Annotated in this window: 13 protein-coding genes; 5 read left to right on the top strand and 8 right to left on the bottom strand. The window is 61.1% G+C overall.

What is annotated here, in order from left to right; genetic code table 11:
* Positions 1 to 88: 88 nt before the first annotated feature.
* Genes BV106_RS03125 through BV106_RS03115 form a run of 3 tightly spaced genes read right to left on the bottom strand, consistent with a single transcriptional unit; the run spans position 89 to position 3,966 of the window.
* Positions 89 to 1,567 carry a hypothetical protein gene (locus BV106_RS03125; protein ID WP_038160369.1) on the bottom strand — a complete coding sequence of 493 codons (1,479 nt, stop codon included), beginning with the start codon at positions 1,565 to 1,567 and terminating at the stop codon, positions 89 to 91.
* A 21-nt stretch (positions 1,568 to 1,588) separates the two neighbouring features.
* Entirely contained in the window at positions 1,589 to 2,782 is a 1,194-nt protein-coding gene (locus BV106_RS03120; RefSeq protein ID WP_265595286.1) for a sialidase family protein, read from the bottom strand.
* Positions 2,783 to 2,820: 38 nt separating this feature from the next.
* The gene (locus tag BV106_RS03115) at positions 2,821 to 3,966 is read right to left on the bottom strand and encodes a sialidase family protein (RefSeq protein ID WP_038160367.1); all 1,146 of its coding nucleotides are present in this window, start codon (positions 3,964 to 3,966) and stop codon (positions 2,821 to 2,823) included.
* Positions 3,967 to 4,169: 203 nt separating this feature from the next.
* Here BV106_RS03115 and BV106_RS03110 point away from each other — a divergent pair, with 203 nt between their 5' ends.
* From BV106_RS03110 to BV106_RS03095, 4 genes are read left to right on the top strand one after another with little or no spacing between them, the layout of a single operon-like run.
* Entirely contained in the window at positions 4,170 to 5,168 is a 999-nt protein-coding gene (locus BV106_RS03110) for a Gfo/Idh/MocA family oxidoreductase (protein WP_038160364.1), read from the top strand.
* Complete coding sequence (locus BV106_RS03105; protein WP_038160361.1) at positions 5,165 to 6,127, top strand: Gfo/Idh/MocA family oxidoreductase; 963 nt, start codon at positions 5,165 to 5,167, stop codon at positions 6,125 to 6,127. The genes BV106_RS03110 and BV106_RS03105 overlap by 4 nt, the downstream gene beginning before the upstream one ends.
* A 27-nt stretch (positions 6,128 to 6,154) precedes the next feature.
* Positions 6,155 to 6,967 (top strand): aldolase/citrate lyase family protein, encoded by an 813-nt coding sequence (locus BV106_RS03100; protein WP_038160358.1) that lies wholly within the window; start codon positions 6,155 to 6,157, stop codon positions 6,965 to 6,967.
* 8 nt (positions 6,968 to 6,975) lie between these two features.
* The gene (locus BV106_RS03095; protein ID WP_038160461.1) at positions 6,976 to 7,755 is read left to right on the top strand and encodes an SDR family oxidoreductase; all 780 of its coding nucleotides are present in this window, start codon (positions 6,976 to 6,978) and stop codon (positions 7,753 to 7,755) included.
* A 324-nt stretch (positions 7,756 to 8,079) separates the two neighbouring features.
* On the opposite strand, the gene BV106_RS03090 is transcribed toward BV106_RS03095, so the two are convergent.
* From BV106_RS03090 to BV106_RS03075, 4 genes are read right to left on the bottom strand one after another with little or no spacing between them, the layout of a single operon-like run.
* Positions 8,080 to 9,072, bottom strand: coding sequence for a kelch repeat-containing protein (locus tag BV106_RS03090; protein WP_038160355.1), 993 nt, complete (start codon positions 9,070 to 9,072; stop codon positions 8,080 to 8,082).
* A complete protein-coding gene (locus BV106_RS03085) occupies positions 9,069 to 9,641 on the bottom strand; it encodes a hypothetical protein (RefSeq protein ID WP_038160352.1) in 573 nt (190 codons plus the stop codon). The genes BV106_RS03090 and BV106_RS03085 overlap by 4 nt, the downstream gene beginning before the upstream one ends.
* Complete coding sequence (locus BV106_RS03080) at positions 9,638 to 10,153, bottom strand: hypothetical protein (protein ID WP_038160349.1); 516 nt, start codon at positions 10,151 to 10,153, stop codon at positions 9,638 to 9,640. The genes BV106_RS03085 and BV106_RS03080 overlap by 4 nt, the downstream gene beginning before the upstream one ends.
* On the bottom strand, positions 10,150 to 10,941 hold the full coding sequence (locus tag BV106_RS03075; RefSeq protein WP_038160347.1) for an aldolase/citrate lyase family protein: 792 nt from the start codon (positions 10,939 to 10,941) through the stop codon (positions 10,150 to 10,152). Before BV106_RS03075 ends, BV106_RS03080 begins: the two co-directional genes overlap by 4 nt.
* A gap of 112 nt (positions 10,942 to 11,053) precedes the next feature.
* Between BV106_RS03075 and BV106_RS03070 the strand changes: the two genes are divergently transcribed.
* The gene (locus tag BV106_RS03070) at positions 11,054 to 12,532 is read left to right on the top strand and encodes a sodium/solute symporter (protein ID WP_038160343.1); all 1,479 of its coding nucleotides are present in this window, start codon (positions 11,054 to 11,056) and stop codon (positions 12,530 to 12,532) included.
* Here BV106_RS03070 and BV106_RS03065 read toward each other — a convergent pair.
* On the bottom strand, positions 12,504 to 12,728 hold a 225-nt coding region (locus BV106_RS03065), incomplete at its 5' end, for an SDR family oxidoreductase (RefSeq protein ID WP_038160340.1). The genes BV106_RS03070 and BV106_RS03065 overlap by 29 nt on opposite strands.

Below are 12,728 nucleotides of genomic sequence, written 5' to 3'. Positions count from 1 at the left end.
TAGATATCAATTTCGCTGCCCCGGCATCAAATTTTGATCCCAACTTCGAGAATCTGGAATTATTTGCGACGATATCGGTCGCTGCCGCTCATGGCTTGAACTGCAAGGCGTAGACGTCCGCGTCTTTCATCACAAGGCGCAATCGGATGGCCTTGCCCGCCAAAGCGGAGACATCAGCACCTGATTTCCAACGAACTTCACGCTCGAATGAGTTGCCGATAAGTTTATTGTTTTCAGCGAGCAAATAATTAGAGATAGGATTGCCAGAAGCATCTTGTATCTCCACCCGCACCGAACCGGCAGCCGAGGTGGCAAAGTTCAGGACCAGACGCGAGCCCGCGAAGATGAATGGGCGGGTGACCATCTCGCCTCCATCGTAGGTTGCATGGACGGAGGCGAAGCCATCCAGCCGCAGGCTGTAGCGGCGTAGGTGGGCCGTGGGTTGGGCGTAGTCCTGGTTCGCATACACGGACATCTCCTCCGGGCCAGTCTGCACCACGTTCAGGGCCGGGTAGCCAGTGCGGGAGACCCACTCAGAAAGGCGCGTGCTGGGGCGGATGAAACCTTCCTGGAACGTCTGGTCATACGTCTCTCCATCGCGGGAGGTGAGCAGGACGCTGTCGGAGACGTCCTTGGCGGTCTTGTAGTAGGACGGTTCGACCTTCAGGCTGGCAGCCTCGGCATCCGTGATGGCAGCCTTCTTGGCCAGGAAGCGGGCGGCGGTGGCCACGTAGAGATGAGGTGCGCGGAAATAAGGATGCGTCTGGCTGGTGTAGAGATGGTGCTCCTGCTGGGGCTGGAATTTCATCGGCACCGGATCGGTCCAGTTCACGAAGTCCTGGGACGTGCTCCGGGACATCGAGCGCAGGCCGGTGGGCCGCCACTCCTTGTCATTGACGGTGCCCTTCGTGAAAATGCGCATGACGCACACGTAGCAATTCTCCAGGGGTGACCAGAACGCGACATTTTGGGAGTCGAAGGCGCCCTTCGTCACGACCGGCCGGTTGTAGAGGTTCTTCCAGTGGATGCCGTCTTCCGAGGCATAGGCATGGAGGCCGCCAGTGGAGGCGTTGTTTCCAATAATCCCGCCCAGTGCCTTGAAGCGCTCTGCCGCCGGCACCCCCGGCCGGGTGTCCATGAAGGGGCTGAAGTTGTGGGTGATGCCCCGGTCCGTGAGAATCACGTTGTTGTCGCGGGAACCGCCCACCTCATGCAGTCCCAGCTTGGGCTTCACCCACTTCCGCCCGTCGTCGCTCGTGGCATAGCAGGTGACCTCCCGGTTGCCATCGGCCCCGCCCTCCTTGCCCCGGTAGTAGAGGTGGTACTTGCCACCCTCATGAATGACGGTGCAGTAGCCTGCGAACTGCCCTTCCCACGGCTGGTCGAAGCGGAGCACCTCCCCTTCATCATGGGGATGATGAAGCTGGAGGTTCACGCCTTTCATCGTCTCCACCAGAAAGCGGTCCACGAACAACTCGCGTCGTGAACCAATGTCAGGCACCTCCGGGGTGGAGGCCATCAGGGAGGACGTCAGCGCCAGCGCGCAAAGGAGGGAGGTGCTCTTCATGAGAGAGAGGGCGGTGGCGGATTAACTTTGCAGAGTCCACTTGGCCTGACGCAGGACGGCCCTCTTGGGTTCTTTCATCGACTCGTACCAGACCGAAAGGAAGGAGCCGTCTGCGAGCTCCACCGTGCTGGGATAGCCGAGGTCGCCACCGATGCCGTCTCCGGAGAGGATGCTGGCTTCGCCCCACGTCTTGCCGTTGTCCTTGCTGACGCGCACCTGATTGCCGAACGGCTTGCGGCGATGCCCGTAGGTCATGAGCAACCGGCCATCGCGTAGCTTCAGCAGATGAGAGGGCAATCCCCAGACGCCAATGGAATGAGGGGTGCTCCAGGTCTTGCCACCATCGCTGGACTCTGTCTGCAGGGTTTCACCCGCGTGTTGCTTGTTGTGATTGCGGATCTGCACGATGATCGTACCATCGGCTGCCTCCACGGCGTGCAGTTCGTGGTAACCATTGGGCACGGCATCGCCTTCGCGGGTGGGGAGATCAGACAACCACTGCCAGGTCAGGCCGTCGTCTTTCGACTCGCAGACGCCGATCTTCTTGTCATCCGACCAGAGCTGTTTGCCAGCATAGAGCAGACGCCCGTCTTTGAGCTGCGTGGGGCCGTGCGGACTGTTCACGATGGTCTTGATGGGCGTGGACCAGGTGATGCCACCGTCGGTGGAGCGCAGGCACCACTCTCCCAGGCCTGCCTGGCGTTGCTCAGGCGTGAGTTGATCGCGGGTGGCCTTCCAGAGGGCCAGTTTCTCGGCGGGCCAGTTCCCCGCCTTCTCTGCCTTGGCCAGACTCGGCTCATAGGCCAGGGAGGTGAAGGTGGTCACGATGAGCGTGCCTTTGGCCGTCTCCAGCACGCCGGCATCGCGATCATCGATAGCGCCGTCCAGCAAGACACGAGCCCGGGTCCAGGTCGCACCATCGTCCTTGGAGGACATGGCCACCACCTGGCCGAACGGGCAGACGTGCTCTTCGCGTCCGCCGGACCAGACCACCCAGAGCTCTCCGTTGGCGCGGCGGCCCACCGTCGGCCAGCCGTGATAAAACTCGGGCTGTTGGGAAATAACTTTTGTCTCAGTGATGTTGATGCCACCAGCGGTGGAGGCAGTGGCCGGTTTGGCCGGGTCTTCGGCTTTCAGGATCGTGCTGGCAGAAAGGCCGGCCGTGGTGGCGAGGAAGTGTCGGCGGGAGAAGGTGGGCATGGAGTTTGAGTTCATGGGTGAGGAATGGGGAAGGAGCGGGGGTGAAAGAGGGATCAAGATTCGCGAAGCCAGTCCAGCGTGATACGGCGGATGCGGAGACGGTTCAGACCGCCCACCGTCTTGTCACCAGCGCAATAGCCGAGCAGGACGGCATCTTTGGTGAAATGGATGGCGTTGTAGCAATACCAGCCGTCGGGGTTGTCCTCGATGAGCTTCACTTTGGGCCAGGTCTGGCCCGCATCTGAGGACACCGCGGCCACCAGCGGGGTGCGCTTGTTGGCGGGGAAGGGGAAGCGACCGGAGTGGTCGTTGAAGATGGCCAGCAGATCGGTGGTGCCAGGCAGAGTCTTGATGCTGGCAGGGGAGGTGGGGGACTTCAGGGAGGTGGGTTCAGGGGCGGTCCAGTTCTTTCCTCCATCCTTGGAGGTGAAGCCGTATTGGGCACCCTGGTCGGTGCGGCTCCAGGAGAAGAGGCTGCCATCGGCCAGCTCCACCACGCCGGGCTCCTGCAGACCGCTGCCGCTGCGCACGGGAATGGCCCACCAGTTGGCGGCCTCGTGCCAGGTGGCGCCTTCATCATCGGAGTACAGCCACAGCGTGATGGCCCGGGGGTCGAAGGACTTGGAGGAATGAGGATCGGTGTTGCGGGATCGATGAAACGCGAGCGGCGCGATCAGGCGGCCGGCCTTGGTCTGGATGACGCGGTCGTTGTTGAGCACGAAGTAACCCGGCGCCTCCAGCATGTTCTTCGGAGCAGACCAGGTCGCTCCGTCATCGGTGGAGACGCACATCTGGGGCCGGCAGTCCTGCCAGCTGTTTTTCAGGCAGTAGAAGAAGGCGAGCTTGCCGCTGGCGAGGCGCAGCAGGCTCACGCTCATGACATTCTTGCCGGCGTTGTTCTCCACGATGGTCGCTGGCTGGCTCCAGGTCCGCCCGTCGTCGTCAGAGTGGATGCCCACGATGCGGGCGGGGCTCTCATCGGCAGCGCCCCCGTAGAACTGGGTGTAGTAGAAGATGATGCGGCCGGAGGCCAACGTGGCAAAGGACCCCTCGGAATGCCGTGGCAGTTCCTTGGTGGGTTCGATATCGCGCACCACCACATTCTCCGCTGCGGCCATGGCAGGGCTGGTCAGGGTGATGGTGGTGAAGATCGCTGCCACGAGTGCGGGCAGATGGGTGCGAACAAGGCGAGCAGGCATGAGGCTTGATGACGGGTGGGGGTGAAGAGGGCTCTGGAGGTGATTGGCTCAGAGCGCTCCGGCCGCAGGAGGAGCGCGGCGAGGACTACGGGCAGTAGGCAACGGCTTTGTCGAACTCACCATCACATCATCCTGGTCACTTCGCCTGACCAGGGGAATCCTCTTTACCCCCATCTGCCCCGGGCATTGAGTGGTCGCCTCACATGCCATCCATACTCATCATCGGCTGCGGCAGCATTGGGGAACGGCACCTGCGCTGTTTCCAGCACACGGGGCGCTGCACCGTGGCGGCGGTGGAGACTCGCGAAGAGCTTCGCCAGGCGATGCAGCAGCGCTATGGGGTGGCGTGTCATTCGTCACTGGAGGCAGCCCTGGCCCTTGGCGGGTGGGATGCGGCCGTGATCTGCACCCCGGCACCGTTGCACCTGCCCATGATGCAGGTGCTGCTGGCGCGTGGTCTGCACGTGCTGGTGGAGAAGCCGCTGGCGGTGGATCTGGATGAAGTGCCTGCGGCACGCGCTGCTCTGGCGCAGTATCCGCGCTACGTGGCCGTGGCGTATGTGTACCACCTCATGCCGTGGGTGGCGGCGGCTCGGGATTTCATCGTTACCGGTGGACTGGGCACTGTGCTGCATGCCACGGTGACCGCCGGACAGCACTTTCCCACCTTCCGGCCTGCCTATCGCGAGATCTATTATGCCCGGCATGATCAGGGCGGTGGAGCGGTGCAGGATGCGCTGACCCATCTGGTGAATGCCATGGAGTGGCTCATCGGCCCCTGCACGCAGGTGTACTGCGATGGCGGCCACCAGATGCTGGAGGGCGTGACGGTGGAGGACACGGTGAACGTGGCCGCCCGCCACGGCATGGCCATGGTGAGTTATGCCATGAACCAGTTCCAGGCGCCCAACGAGACATTCATCCTCCTGCATGGGACGGAGGGCAGTCTCGCGATCGAGGGCCATCGTCAGCGTTGGGGTGTGCTCCGGCGGGGCGAGGCGGAGTGGACCTGGTACACGGTGTCTCCATTGGAACGGGATGAGCTTTTCATCCGGCAGGCGCATGCCTTTCTGGATGGCATGGAGGGGCAGCCCTCTCCGCTCTGCACCTTTGAAGAAGCCGTGCAAACCCTGCGCTTCAATCGGGCGGCCTTGCAATCGATGTCCGAGGGCGTGCCCGTGACCCTATCGCAAGCCTCATGACAAATTCGCCACCACCCCTACGCCTGGCCATGCTGGGCATGATCGAGGGCAACGGTCATCCGTACTCGTGGAGCGCCATCATCAATGGCTACGATCCCGTCGCGATGGCGCAGTGCCCCTACCCCACGATTCTGGATTATCTGGGCAAGCAGGACTTTGCGGGCATCGGCATCCCGGGGGCGCGGGTGACGCATGTCTGGACGGATGACCCTGCAGATGCGCCGAAGGTCGCAGCGGCGAGCCTGATTGAGCATGTCGTGTCCCGCCCTGAGGACGTGATCGGCCAGGTGGATGCGGTAGTCATCTCCACTGATGACGGAGATGATCACGTGGGCCGGGTGGCACCGTTTGTGGAGGCTGGTTTGCCAGTGTTCGTGGACAAGCCGATGGCGACCAATCTGGCGGACCTGAGGCAGTTCGTGCAATGGCAGCGCGCCGGGGCCGTCCTGCTCAGCAGCAGCGGCATGCGTTATGCCCCGGAACTTCAGCTGAGCGCAGAGCAGCGCCAGCAACTGGGGGAGTTGCGGTGGATCACCAGCTTCACCTGCAAGAGCTGGGAGCGGTATGGCATTCATGCGCTGGAAGCCATCTATCCTTTGCTGGGACCGGGCTTTGAGACAGTGCAAACCCAGCATCGCCAGGGCTCGGACATCGTGCATCTCACGCATCGCAGCGGGGTGCCGGTCACGCTCGGCGTCGTGCAGGATGCGGTGGGGAGCTTCGGAGCTGTGCATCTCTATGGCACCGGTGGCCAGTTGCCTTTCTTGTGCCGGGATTACTACAACGCCTTCCGCGCGCAGCTCGTAGCGTTCATCCAGATGCTGCAGACCGGGAAGCCGCCTTTCCCCTTCAGCCAGACGGTGGAGCTGATGGCCATTCTCGTCGCCGGCCGCCGCAGCCGGGAGCGGGATGGCCAGACCATTTCGCTCGCCAGCATCCTTCAGGAAACGCTTTCCTAGATTTTTGACTCCTCATACCGCCATCCCATGACCCTCCGACCCAGCCGCATCCTCCGGGAACTCCGCAACGGTGCCAATCCGTGCACGCTGAAGCTCAACCTCAATGACCCCCGCGTGATCGAGATGGCGGGACTCTCCGGGGCGTCCGGTGTCTGGATCTGCAATGAGCATGTGCCCAACGACTGGTCAAATCTGGAGCATCAGGTGCGGGCTGCCCGGCTGCATGACCTCGACAGCATCGTACGGGTCAGCAAGGGGGCGTACAGTGACTATGTGAAGGCCTTTGAGTTGGATGCCACCGCCATCATGGTGCCGCATGTCTCGACAGCAGAGGAGGCCCGCAAGCTGGTGGAAATGACCCGTTTCCAGCCCCTGGGCAGACGGCCGATTGACGGTGGCAATATCGACGGCGGCTTTTGCCAGGTGCCCATCAAGGAGTATCTGCACCACAGCAATACGGAGAAGATCCTCATTTTCCAGATCGAGTCCCCTGAGGCGCTGGCTCAGGTCGAGGAAATAGCCTCCGTGCCAGGCTATGATGTGCTGCTCTTTGGCCCGGGCGACTTCAGTCACTTGATCGGAAAGGCCGGGCAGATCCATGATCCGGAGGTGGTTGCGGCCCGGAAGCGGGTGGCTGCCGCAGGGCGCAAACACGGGAAACACCTCATGATGCCCGGCATGATCGGCCCACGACGTGAACTTGAAGAGGAAGGCTGGCGCATCTTCAATCTGGGGGCGGATGTGCTTTGTCTGGGCAGCGCGTTCAATCAACTGGTGGCAGAGTATCAGGGCACGCCTGCGGTGGCCCCTGCGGCCGTGTACAACTCCAGCGACAAATGACCCGCAACATGAGCACACTCAACAACTTCAGTCTGGAGGGCAAAGTGGTCCTTCTCACCGGAGGCGCGGGTCTGTTCGGTCGCGGTCTGGTGCGTGCCTTGGCGGAGGCTGGGGCCACCTTGATCCTCGCTTCGCGAGATGTGGCCAAGCTACAGGTGGTGGCAGAGGAGGAGCGCGCGGCAGGGGCTACGGTGCAGGCGGAGTATCTTGATCAGGGGGACGAGGCCTCTATCAATGCGTTGTTTGAGCGCATTCAGGTGGAGCACGGACCTTTGCATGGATTGGTGAACAATGCGGTGCTCCGTCCCATGAAGGGGGCGCAAGGGACCGTGGCCCAGTGGGAGGACTCCATGCGGGTGAATGCCACGGGACTGATGCTCATGCACCGGGTCTTCGGTGCCGCCATGGCCGAGGCCGGGCGAGGCAGCGTGGTGAACATCGGCTCCATCCAGGGCATGATCGGCCCCAGCTATGAGTTGTATGAAGGCACGGCCATCGGCGACATGCCGCCGGACTATTTCTTCCACAAAGGCGGGATGCTGAATCTCACGCGGTTTTACGCGGCCTTATTTGGGCCACGCGATGTGCGGGTGAATTGCGTTTCGCCCGGCGGGTTTTTCAATCATCAGCCCGAGGTGTTTGTGAAGCGGTATGCCGAGCATACCATGCTCAACCGCATGGCGGATGACAGTGATCTGGGCGGGGCAGTGGTGTTTTTGCTGAGTGATGCGTCGCGGTATGTGACCGGCGTGAATTTGCCGGTGGATGGCGGGTATACGGCGAAGTAACGGGAAAATTGTGGATAGTAATGCATCGAACCCGGAGGGTTCACCATGAGTAGCCATGGGTGAAACGAGCGTAGCGAGTGCAACCCATGGAAATCGAACGGGCAAAGTCTACCGCGGAGCGGTAGGCCTGAATGTCCAATTTACATTGGGCGCAAAATTGCGGGAAGGTGTCAGGAGTGGGCGACGCGATGGGCCTACCACTCCGTGGTAGCAGACGCGGACGTCTATCCACGGGTAGCCCTCGCTACGCTCGGTCGACCCGTGGCTACTCATGGTGAACCCTCCGGGTTCGATGAAGATATCTGAACGGCGGTAAATACACGGTTACTCGCCCTTCAACAACTCCGTCACCGGAATCCGGAAACATGCGGCGCTGCGATGCTTCTTCTGATCCTCGCCCCCCAAGGCGTACACTTGTCCATCGCCACCTTTCACCAGACACGTCAGCGCTTTGATGGGCAACGGCAACGCCTTGCGATATTGCTGGGTCCGCACGTCATAGATCCATGCTGCATCCAGGAATCCTTCTTCATCGGTGCCGTAACCGCCTGCAAGGTACACGTGCTGATCATCCAATGCCACGGCTGCCACCCCACGGGCGCTGACGGGGTATGGCGTCACTTTTGACCACGACTTGGAGGCGACATCATACACCGCCACTTCCGGAGAATTCTGCACCTGGCCCTTCTCCGCCGACATCCAGGCTCCCGTGAAGGCATAGAGCTTCCCGCCCAATCCCACTACTGCGGGCAGGCCAATCCCCATGCCTTCCCGGCGCAGCGCATTCTCCTCGGAAGGCTTGCCGTTCATAGAGACGGAGCGCAATGCTGTCGTCACCTGCTTCCAGTCATCGGGATCAGGCGTGCCGCCATAGGTCCACAACTTGCCTTCCACAAGCGCGCCACCGGCAAAGGCGACCTTCTGGTTCATGGTGCCAACGTGCGTCCACCCGAGGTCCTTGGTCAGCGCCAACACTTCCTTGCGCGCTTGCTTGCCATCGGTGCCGCCGGCAATCCAGAGTTGCTGACCATCGCTTGCCCCCGCACCATAGGCCAGGGGATGGGGCAGGTCGGGGCCGGCGGTCCATTGATTGGTCCCGGGATCATAGACCCAGGTCTTGTCCAGCCAACGCTTCACGCCTTCCGGCCAGTTGGTGCCGCCTGCGATGACCAGTTTGCCCTTCACCCAACCTGCGGCAAATCCGGCATTGGGTTCAGGAAGAGGCGCGATGGATTCCCAGGTCTCCGCAGATACGGGCTGCATGCTGGTGAGAACGATCTTGATGAGGGTGGTGAGAAGTTGACAGAGAGGTTTCATGACGAAGGAGGAAGGGGCGGGCATTTGTCGTCAGGGTCTGTGGCCCGACGGTAGAGATCATGGGGACTGGAAGGCGTCTGCCATCCGGGGCGGAGCCGCACATCGGTCGTTCCAGCGAGTTGGCCCGCTTCAGAAGGTCCCGCGGTGCTCTCTTCACGGCGGATCTCCCACCAGCACTGGCCGCAATGGTTGTGTTCGTGATCAACAACGAACCCGGCATCTTGCATCATGGGGCCGATCCAGCCCATGCAGTGGTCGCAATAGTCCCGGTACTGCACCAGTCCGTTGTGGATGAGGAATCCCTTGGACGGGCATTCATGCATGTCGATGCGGAACACTTCTTCATTGGCGTGAATGGCGTATCCCGCCGCCTCGTGATCCAGCGTGTGGCCCCAGTAGGCGCGCATGCCGGCAAAACCCTGCGAAAGGATCAGCTCCCGCGCATGCTGTTGGGAATCCCTGGAAATGCCTTCGACCCAATAGTCGCGGACGAGTTCGTGTCCACCTTCCGCCTCAAACCATGCAAAGGTCCACTCGTAGTGACCGCAGAAGTCGTAACAGCCAATCATGACAGGGAGGCGCGGGTGATGTCTTCCAGGTTCTGGGGTGGTGTGATCGCGTCAGTGGGCAGGAATCGCTGCGTGCAGCTCCCGTTACCACCTTGAACTCTCACAGTAAAACCGGCGGGGGCGGCCATGGCCTCACTCACGAAATAACAATGCTCACAGAAGCAGGTCACAATTTCCCGATTCTGACGGCGCAGATGAGCGATGGCCGGGCACACCTTTACCTCGAGCCGGACCTCACGATCACTCTGGACCACTTTCACATCACTGCCGGGTTCGGCATCAAAGAAGGCCCGCCAGTATTGGGCAATGCCTTCTGTGCCACCGGTCTGCCATCGCTGCGAAACCGGGGCATAGTAACGGCACCCCAGATCCGACCAGTAGCGCTGCAATCCATCCTGGCCCAGTCGGTTCAAGATGAAACGGAAGGTGGCATTGATGGCCAGGTAGAAGTCGGCAGCCCCTTGAGGTTTGGTGTCACGATACGGCAGTGCGACGGAAGGCTCTTCATTCATGACGGATCTCCTTTCCCCAGCAGTTCATCCAGCTTGAGTGAGCAGGCTTCCAGTTCCCGGTAGATGCCAAAGAATTCACTTCCCATCGCCACCAGTTGGGCTCCCATTTCCACGATGGTGCTGGCATCTTCCACGCTGCCCACCGGCATGCCCCAGGGCTTGCCCTGCTTGCGACAGGCAGCGGCCAGGACGGCCACTGCGTCTCGCAGGACAGGATCTTGCACCGATGGTTTGCAGCCGAGTCGGAGCGAGAGGTCCCCAGGACCAACAAAGAGCAGGTCCACACCTTCCACGGCGGCGATAGCTTCCACGTTCTGAATGGCAAGCGGGGTCTCGATCTGCACGACCAATGCAGTCTCCCGATTGGCCCGTGCGGGATAGTCATCGGGCTTGTGGATCCAGAAACCTGCATCCAGCCCCGAGCCATCGAGCCCACGATCTCCCAAGGGCGGGAACTTCGTGTGCATCACCAGTTCCCGGGCTTGTTCCGGAGTGTTCACATGCGGAATCATCAGGCCCGCAGCACCATCTTCGAGATAGCGTGATAGCGCTGCCTTTCCAGACAGTGAAGGCCGGAAGATGCAGTCGATTCCCGCATGATGATGCCTCAAGATCATCTCTCGAATGTCGCCTGCCTCCCAGGCACGATGCTCCGCATCCATCCACACGGCGTCATAGCCGAAGCGGGCGGCGAGTGCTGGGAAATAAATGACGGGAGATCCTGTGGAGCAGACGCGGGCCACTCCTCCGTTGCGGATCTTTGCAAGCAGTTTGGATGTCGTGATCATGACTATGGAGGATGAATAACGTGAAGGTTGAGTTGAGGCTTGTTACAAAAAAAATGATGCATTTATGATCACGCAGAAAGTCTGCACAAACCGTCCCCGTAGTATCCGGCACATGGCACGATTCACCCTGCTCGATTATGGTATCTTTGCTGCCTACCTTGCGGCATCGGTGTTCATCGGAATGTGGTTCTCCCGCGGCGAGAAGTCGCTCAAGGAATACTTCCTGGCCGGAGCGCACATGAACCGCTTCGTGGTCGCCATGACCATTCTGGCGGCGCTGTTCTCCGGCATCAGTTATCTGGCGGGTCCCAGTGAAGTGTACTCCAACGGCATTGCCTTCTCCCTGGTGCTGCTCTCCTTTTTCATCGCCACGCCGTTCACCTGCATCTGGATCCTGCCGCACTTTTACAACAGCCGCTATTTCACGGCCTATCACTTCCTGCAGGAGAGGTTCTCCCTTACCCTGCGCTTGCTGGCCTCCGGTCTCTTCATCCTGCGTGTTTCCCTCTGGCTGGCGGCTGCCACTTACGCGCCCGCCCTGGCGTTGAAGGAGGTCACCGGCATGCCGCTGTGGTTCACCATCATCTGCACCGGACTTGTATCCACCATCTACACCATGATGGGCGGCATGCGGGCCGTGATCTGGACGGACATCATGCAGCTGGGCGTGCTCTTTGGCGGACAATTGATCATTGTGCTGGTGGCAACTGGCAAGATTCCCGGCGGTCTGGCCGGCGTGTGGGACATTGCGCAAGCCGGTGGGAAGCTGGATGTGAGTCTTTCCCTTGATCCGCGGGAGCGAGTCACCCTGTGGGGTGTGATCATTGGCGGTGCTTTCCTGAACCTGGTGCAGATGGCCACGGACCAGGTCTCCGTGCAGCGCTATCTCACCGCCACTAGCCTGCGGGAGGCGCAGCGTTCCCTGTGGATCAAGCTCTGGATGATCCTTCCCGTGCTGGTGTTGTTCTACGGCACCGGGCTGGTGCTCTACGCCTTCTACCACCAGGCAGGGGATCCGCTGGCAGCTGGCCAGATCAGCCGTGCGGACCAGATTCTGCCGTACTTCGTGATCACCGAGCTTCCCGGGGGACTGCCCGGTCTGTTGATTGCCGCCATCTTTGCGGCCAGCATGTCCACGGTGTCCGCCGGGGTAAATTCCCTGACATCCGCCACAATGTGCGACTTTTACCAGACCCTGACCCAGCCCGGCAAGTTGAGTGAGCAGGCTTTGCTCTTCCGGGCCAAATTGTTCACGATGTTCTACGGGGTGTTGGTCACGGGTTTTGCCTTTGTCATTGCCCGTATGCAGAGCAATCTGGTGGAGTCGGTGAACAGCATCATTGGACTGGTGGGAGGGCCCATGCTGGGACTTTTCCTGTTGGGCATCTTCAGCCGTGGAGTGGACAGCCGTGGTGCCATCCTTGGGTGCGTGGCGGGATTTCTGGCTGCAGTCGGGGCGACATTCTACAAGACGGTTCCTCCGAGTGGGGGTGATCCGGTGCCAGTTTCCTTCCTCTGGTTCACCATGATCGGCTGTCTCGTCACCGTGGTGGCAGGACTGCTCACGCCTTCCCGATCTGAGCAACGGTGAGGCCGCCATCCACCACGATGATCTCGCCGGTGATGTAGCGGGCGGCCTCAGAGCAGAGGAAGACCACGGCACCGGCGCAGTCCTCAGGCGCGCCCACATGTCCGAGCAGGATCTTGTTCTCATAGTGTGTGAGCAGTTCTTTGGCTTGGGGCAGCATCCACTCCTGGGTGAGCGGGGTGCGGATCAGTCCTGGCGC

The organism is Verrucomicrobium sp. BvORR106, assembly GCF_000739655.1.
GTDB lineage: Bacteria > Verrucomicrobiota > Verrucomicrobiia > Verrucomicrobiales > Verrucomicrobiaceae > Verrucomicrobium.
The sequence above is the reverse complement of the archived record's forward strand: the minus strand, read 5'-3'. Positions and strand labels throughout refer to the sequence as shown.

Bases quoted from the DNA above. Each gene is read 5' to 3' on its own strand.
- BV106_RS03075 (WP_038160347.1), bottom strand. From the start codon at position 10,941: ATGATCACGACATCCAAACTGCTTGCAAAGATCCGCAACGGAGGAGTG.
- BV106_RS03100 (WP_038160358.1), top strand. From the start codon at position 6,155: ATGACCCTCCGACCCAGCCGCATCCTCCGGGAACTCCGCAACGGTGCC.
- BV106_RS03120 (WP_265595286.1), bottom strand. From the start codon at position 2,782: ATGAACTCAAACTCCATGCCCACCTTCTCCCGCCGACACTTCCTCGCC.
- BV106_RS03095 (WP_038160461.1), top strand. From the start codon at position 6,976: ATGAGCACACTCAACAACTTCAGTCTGGAGGGCAAAGTGGTCCTTCTC.
- BV106_RS03110 (WP_038160364.1), top strand. From the start codon at position 4,170: ATGCCATCCATACTCATCATCGGCTGCGGCAGCATTGGGGAACGGCAC.
- BV106_RS03085 (WP_038160352.1), bottom strand. From the start codon at position 9,641: ATGATTGGCTGTTACGACTTCTGCGGTCACTACGAGTGGACCTTTGCA.
- BV106_RS03105 (WP_038160361.1), top strand. From the start codon at position 5,165: ATGACAAATTCGCCACCACCCCTACGCCTGGCCATGCTGGGCATGATC.
- BV106_RS03090 (WP_038160355.1), bottom strand. From the start codon at position 9,072: ATGAAACCTCTCTGTCAACTTCTCACCACCCTCATCAAGATCGTTCTC.
- BV106_RS03115 (WP_038160367.1), bottom strand. From the start codon at position 3,966: ATGCCTGCTCGCCTTGTTCGCACCCATCTGCCCGCACTCGTGGCAGCG.
- BV106_RS03125 (WP_038160369.1), bottom strand. From the start codon at position 1,567: ATGAAGAGCACCTCCCTCCTTTGCGCGCTGGCGCTGACGTCCTCCCTG.
- BV106_RS03070 (WP_038160343.1), top strand. From the start codon at position 11,054: ATGGCACGATTCACCCTGCTCGATTATGGTATCTTTGCTGCCTACCTT.
- BV106_RS03080 (WP_038160349.1), bottom strand. From the start codon at position 10,153: ATGAATGAAGAGCCTTCCGTCGCACTGCCGTATCGTGACACCAAACCT.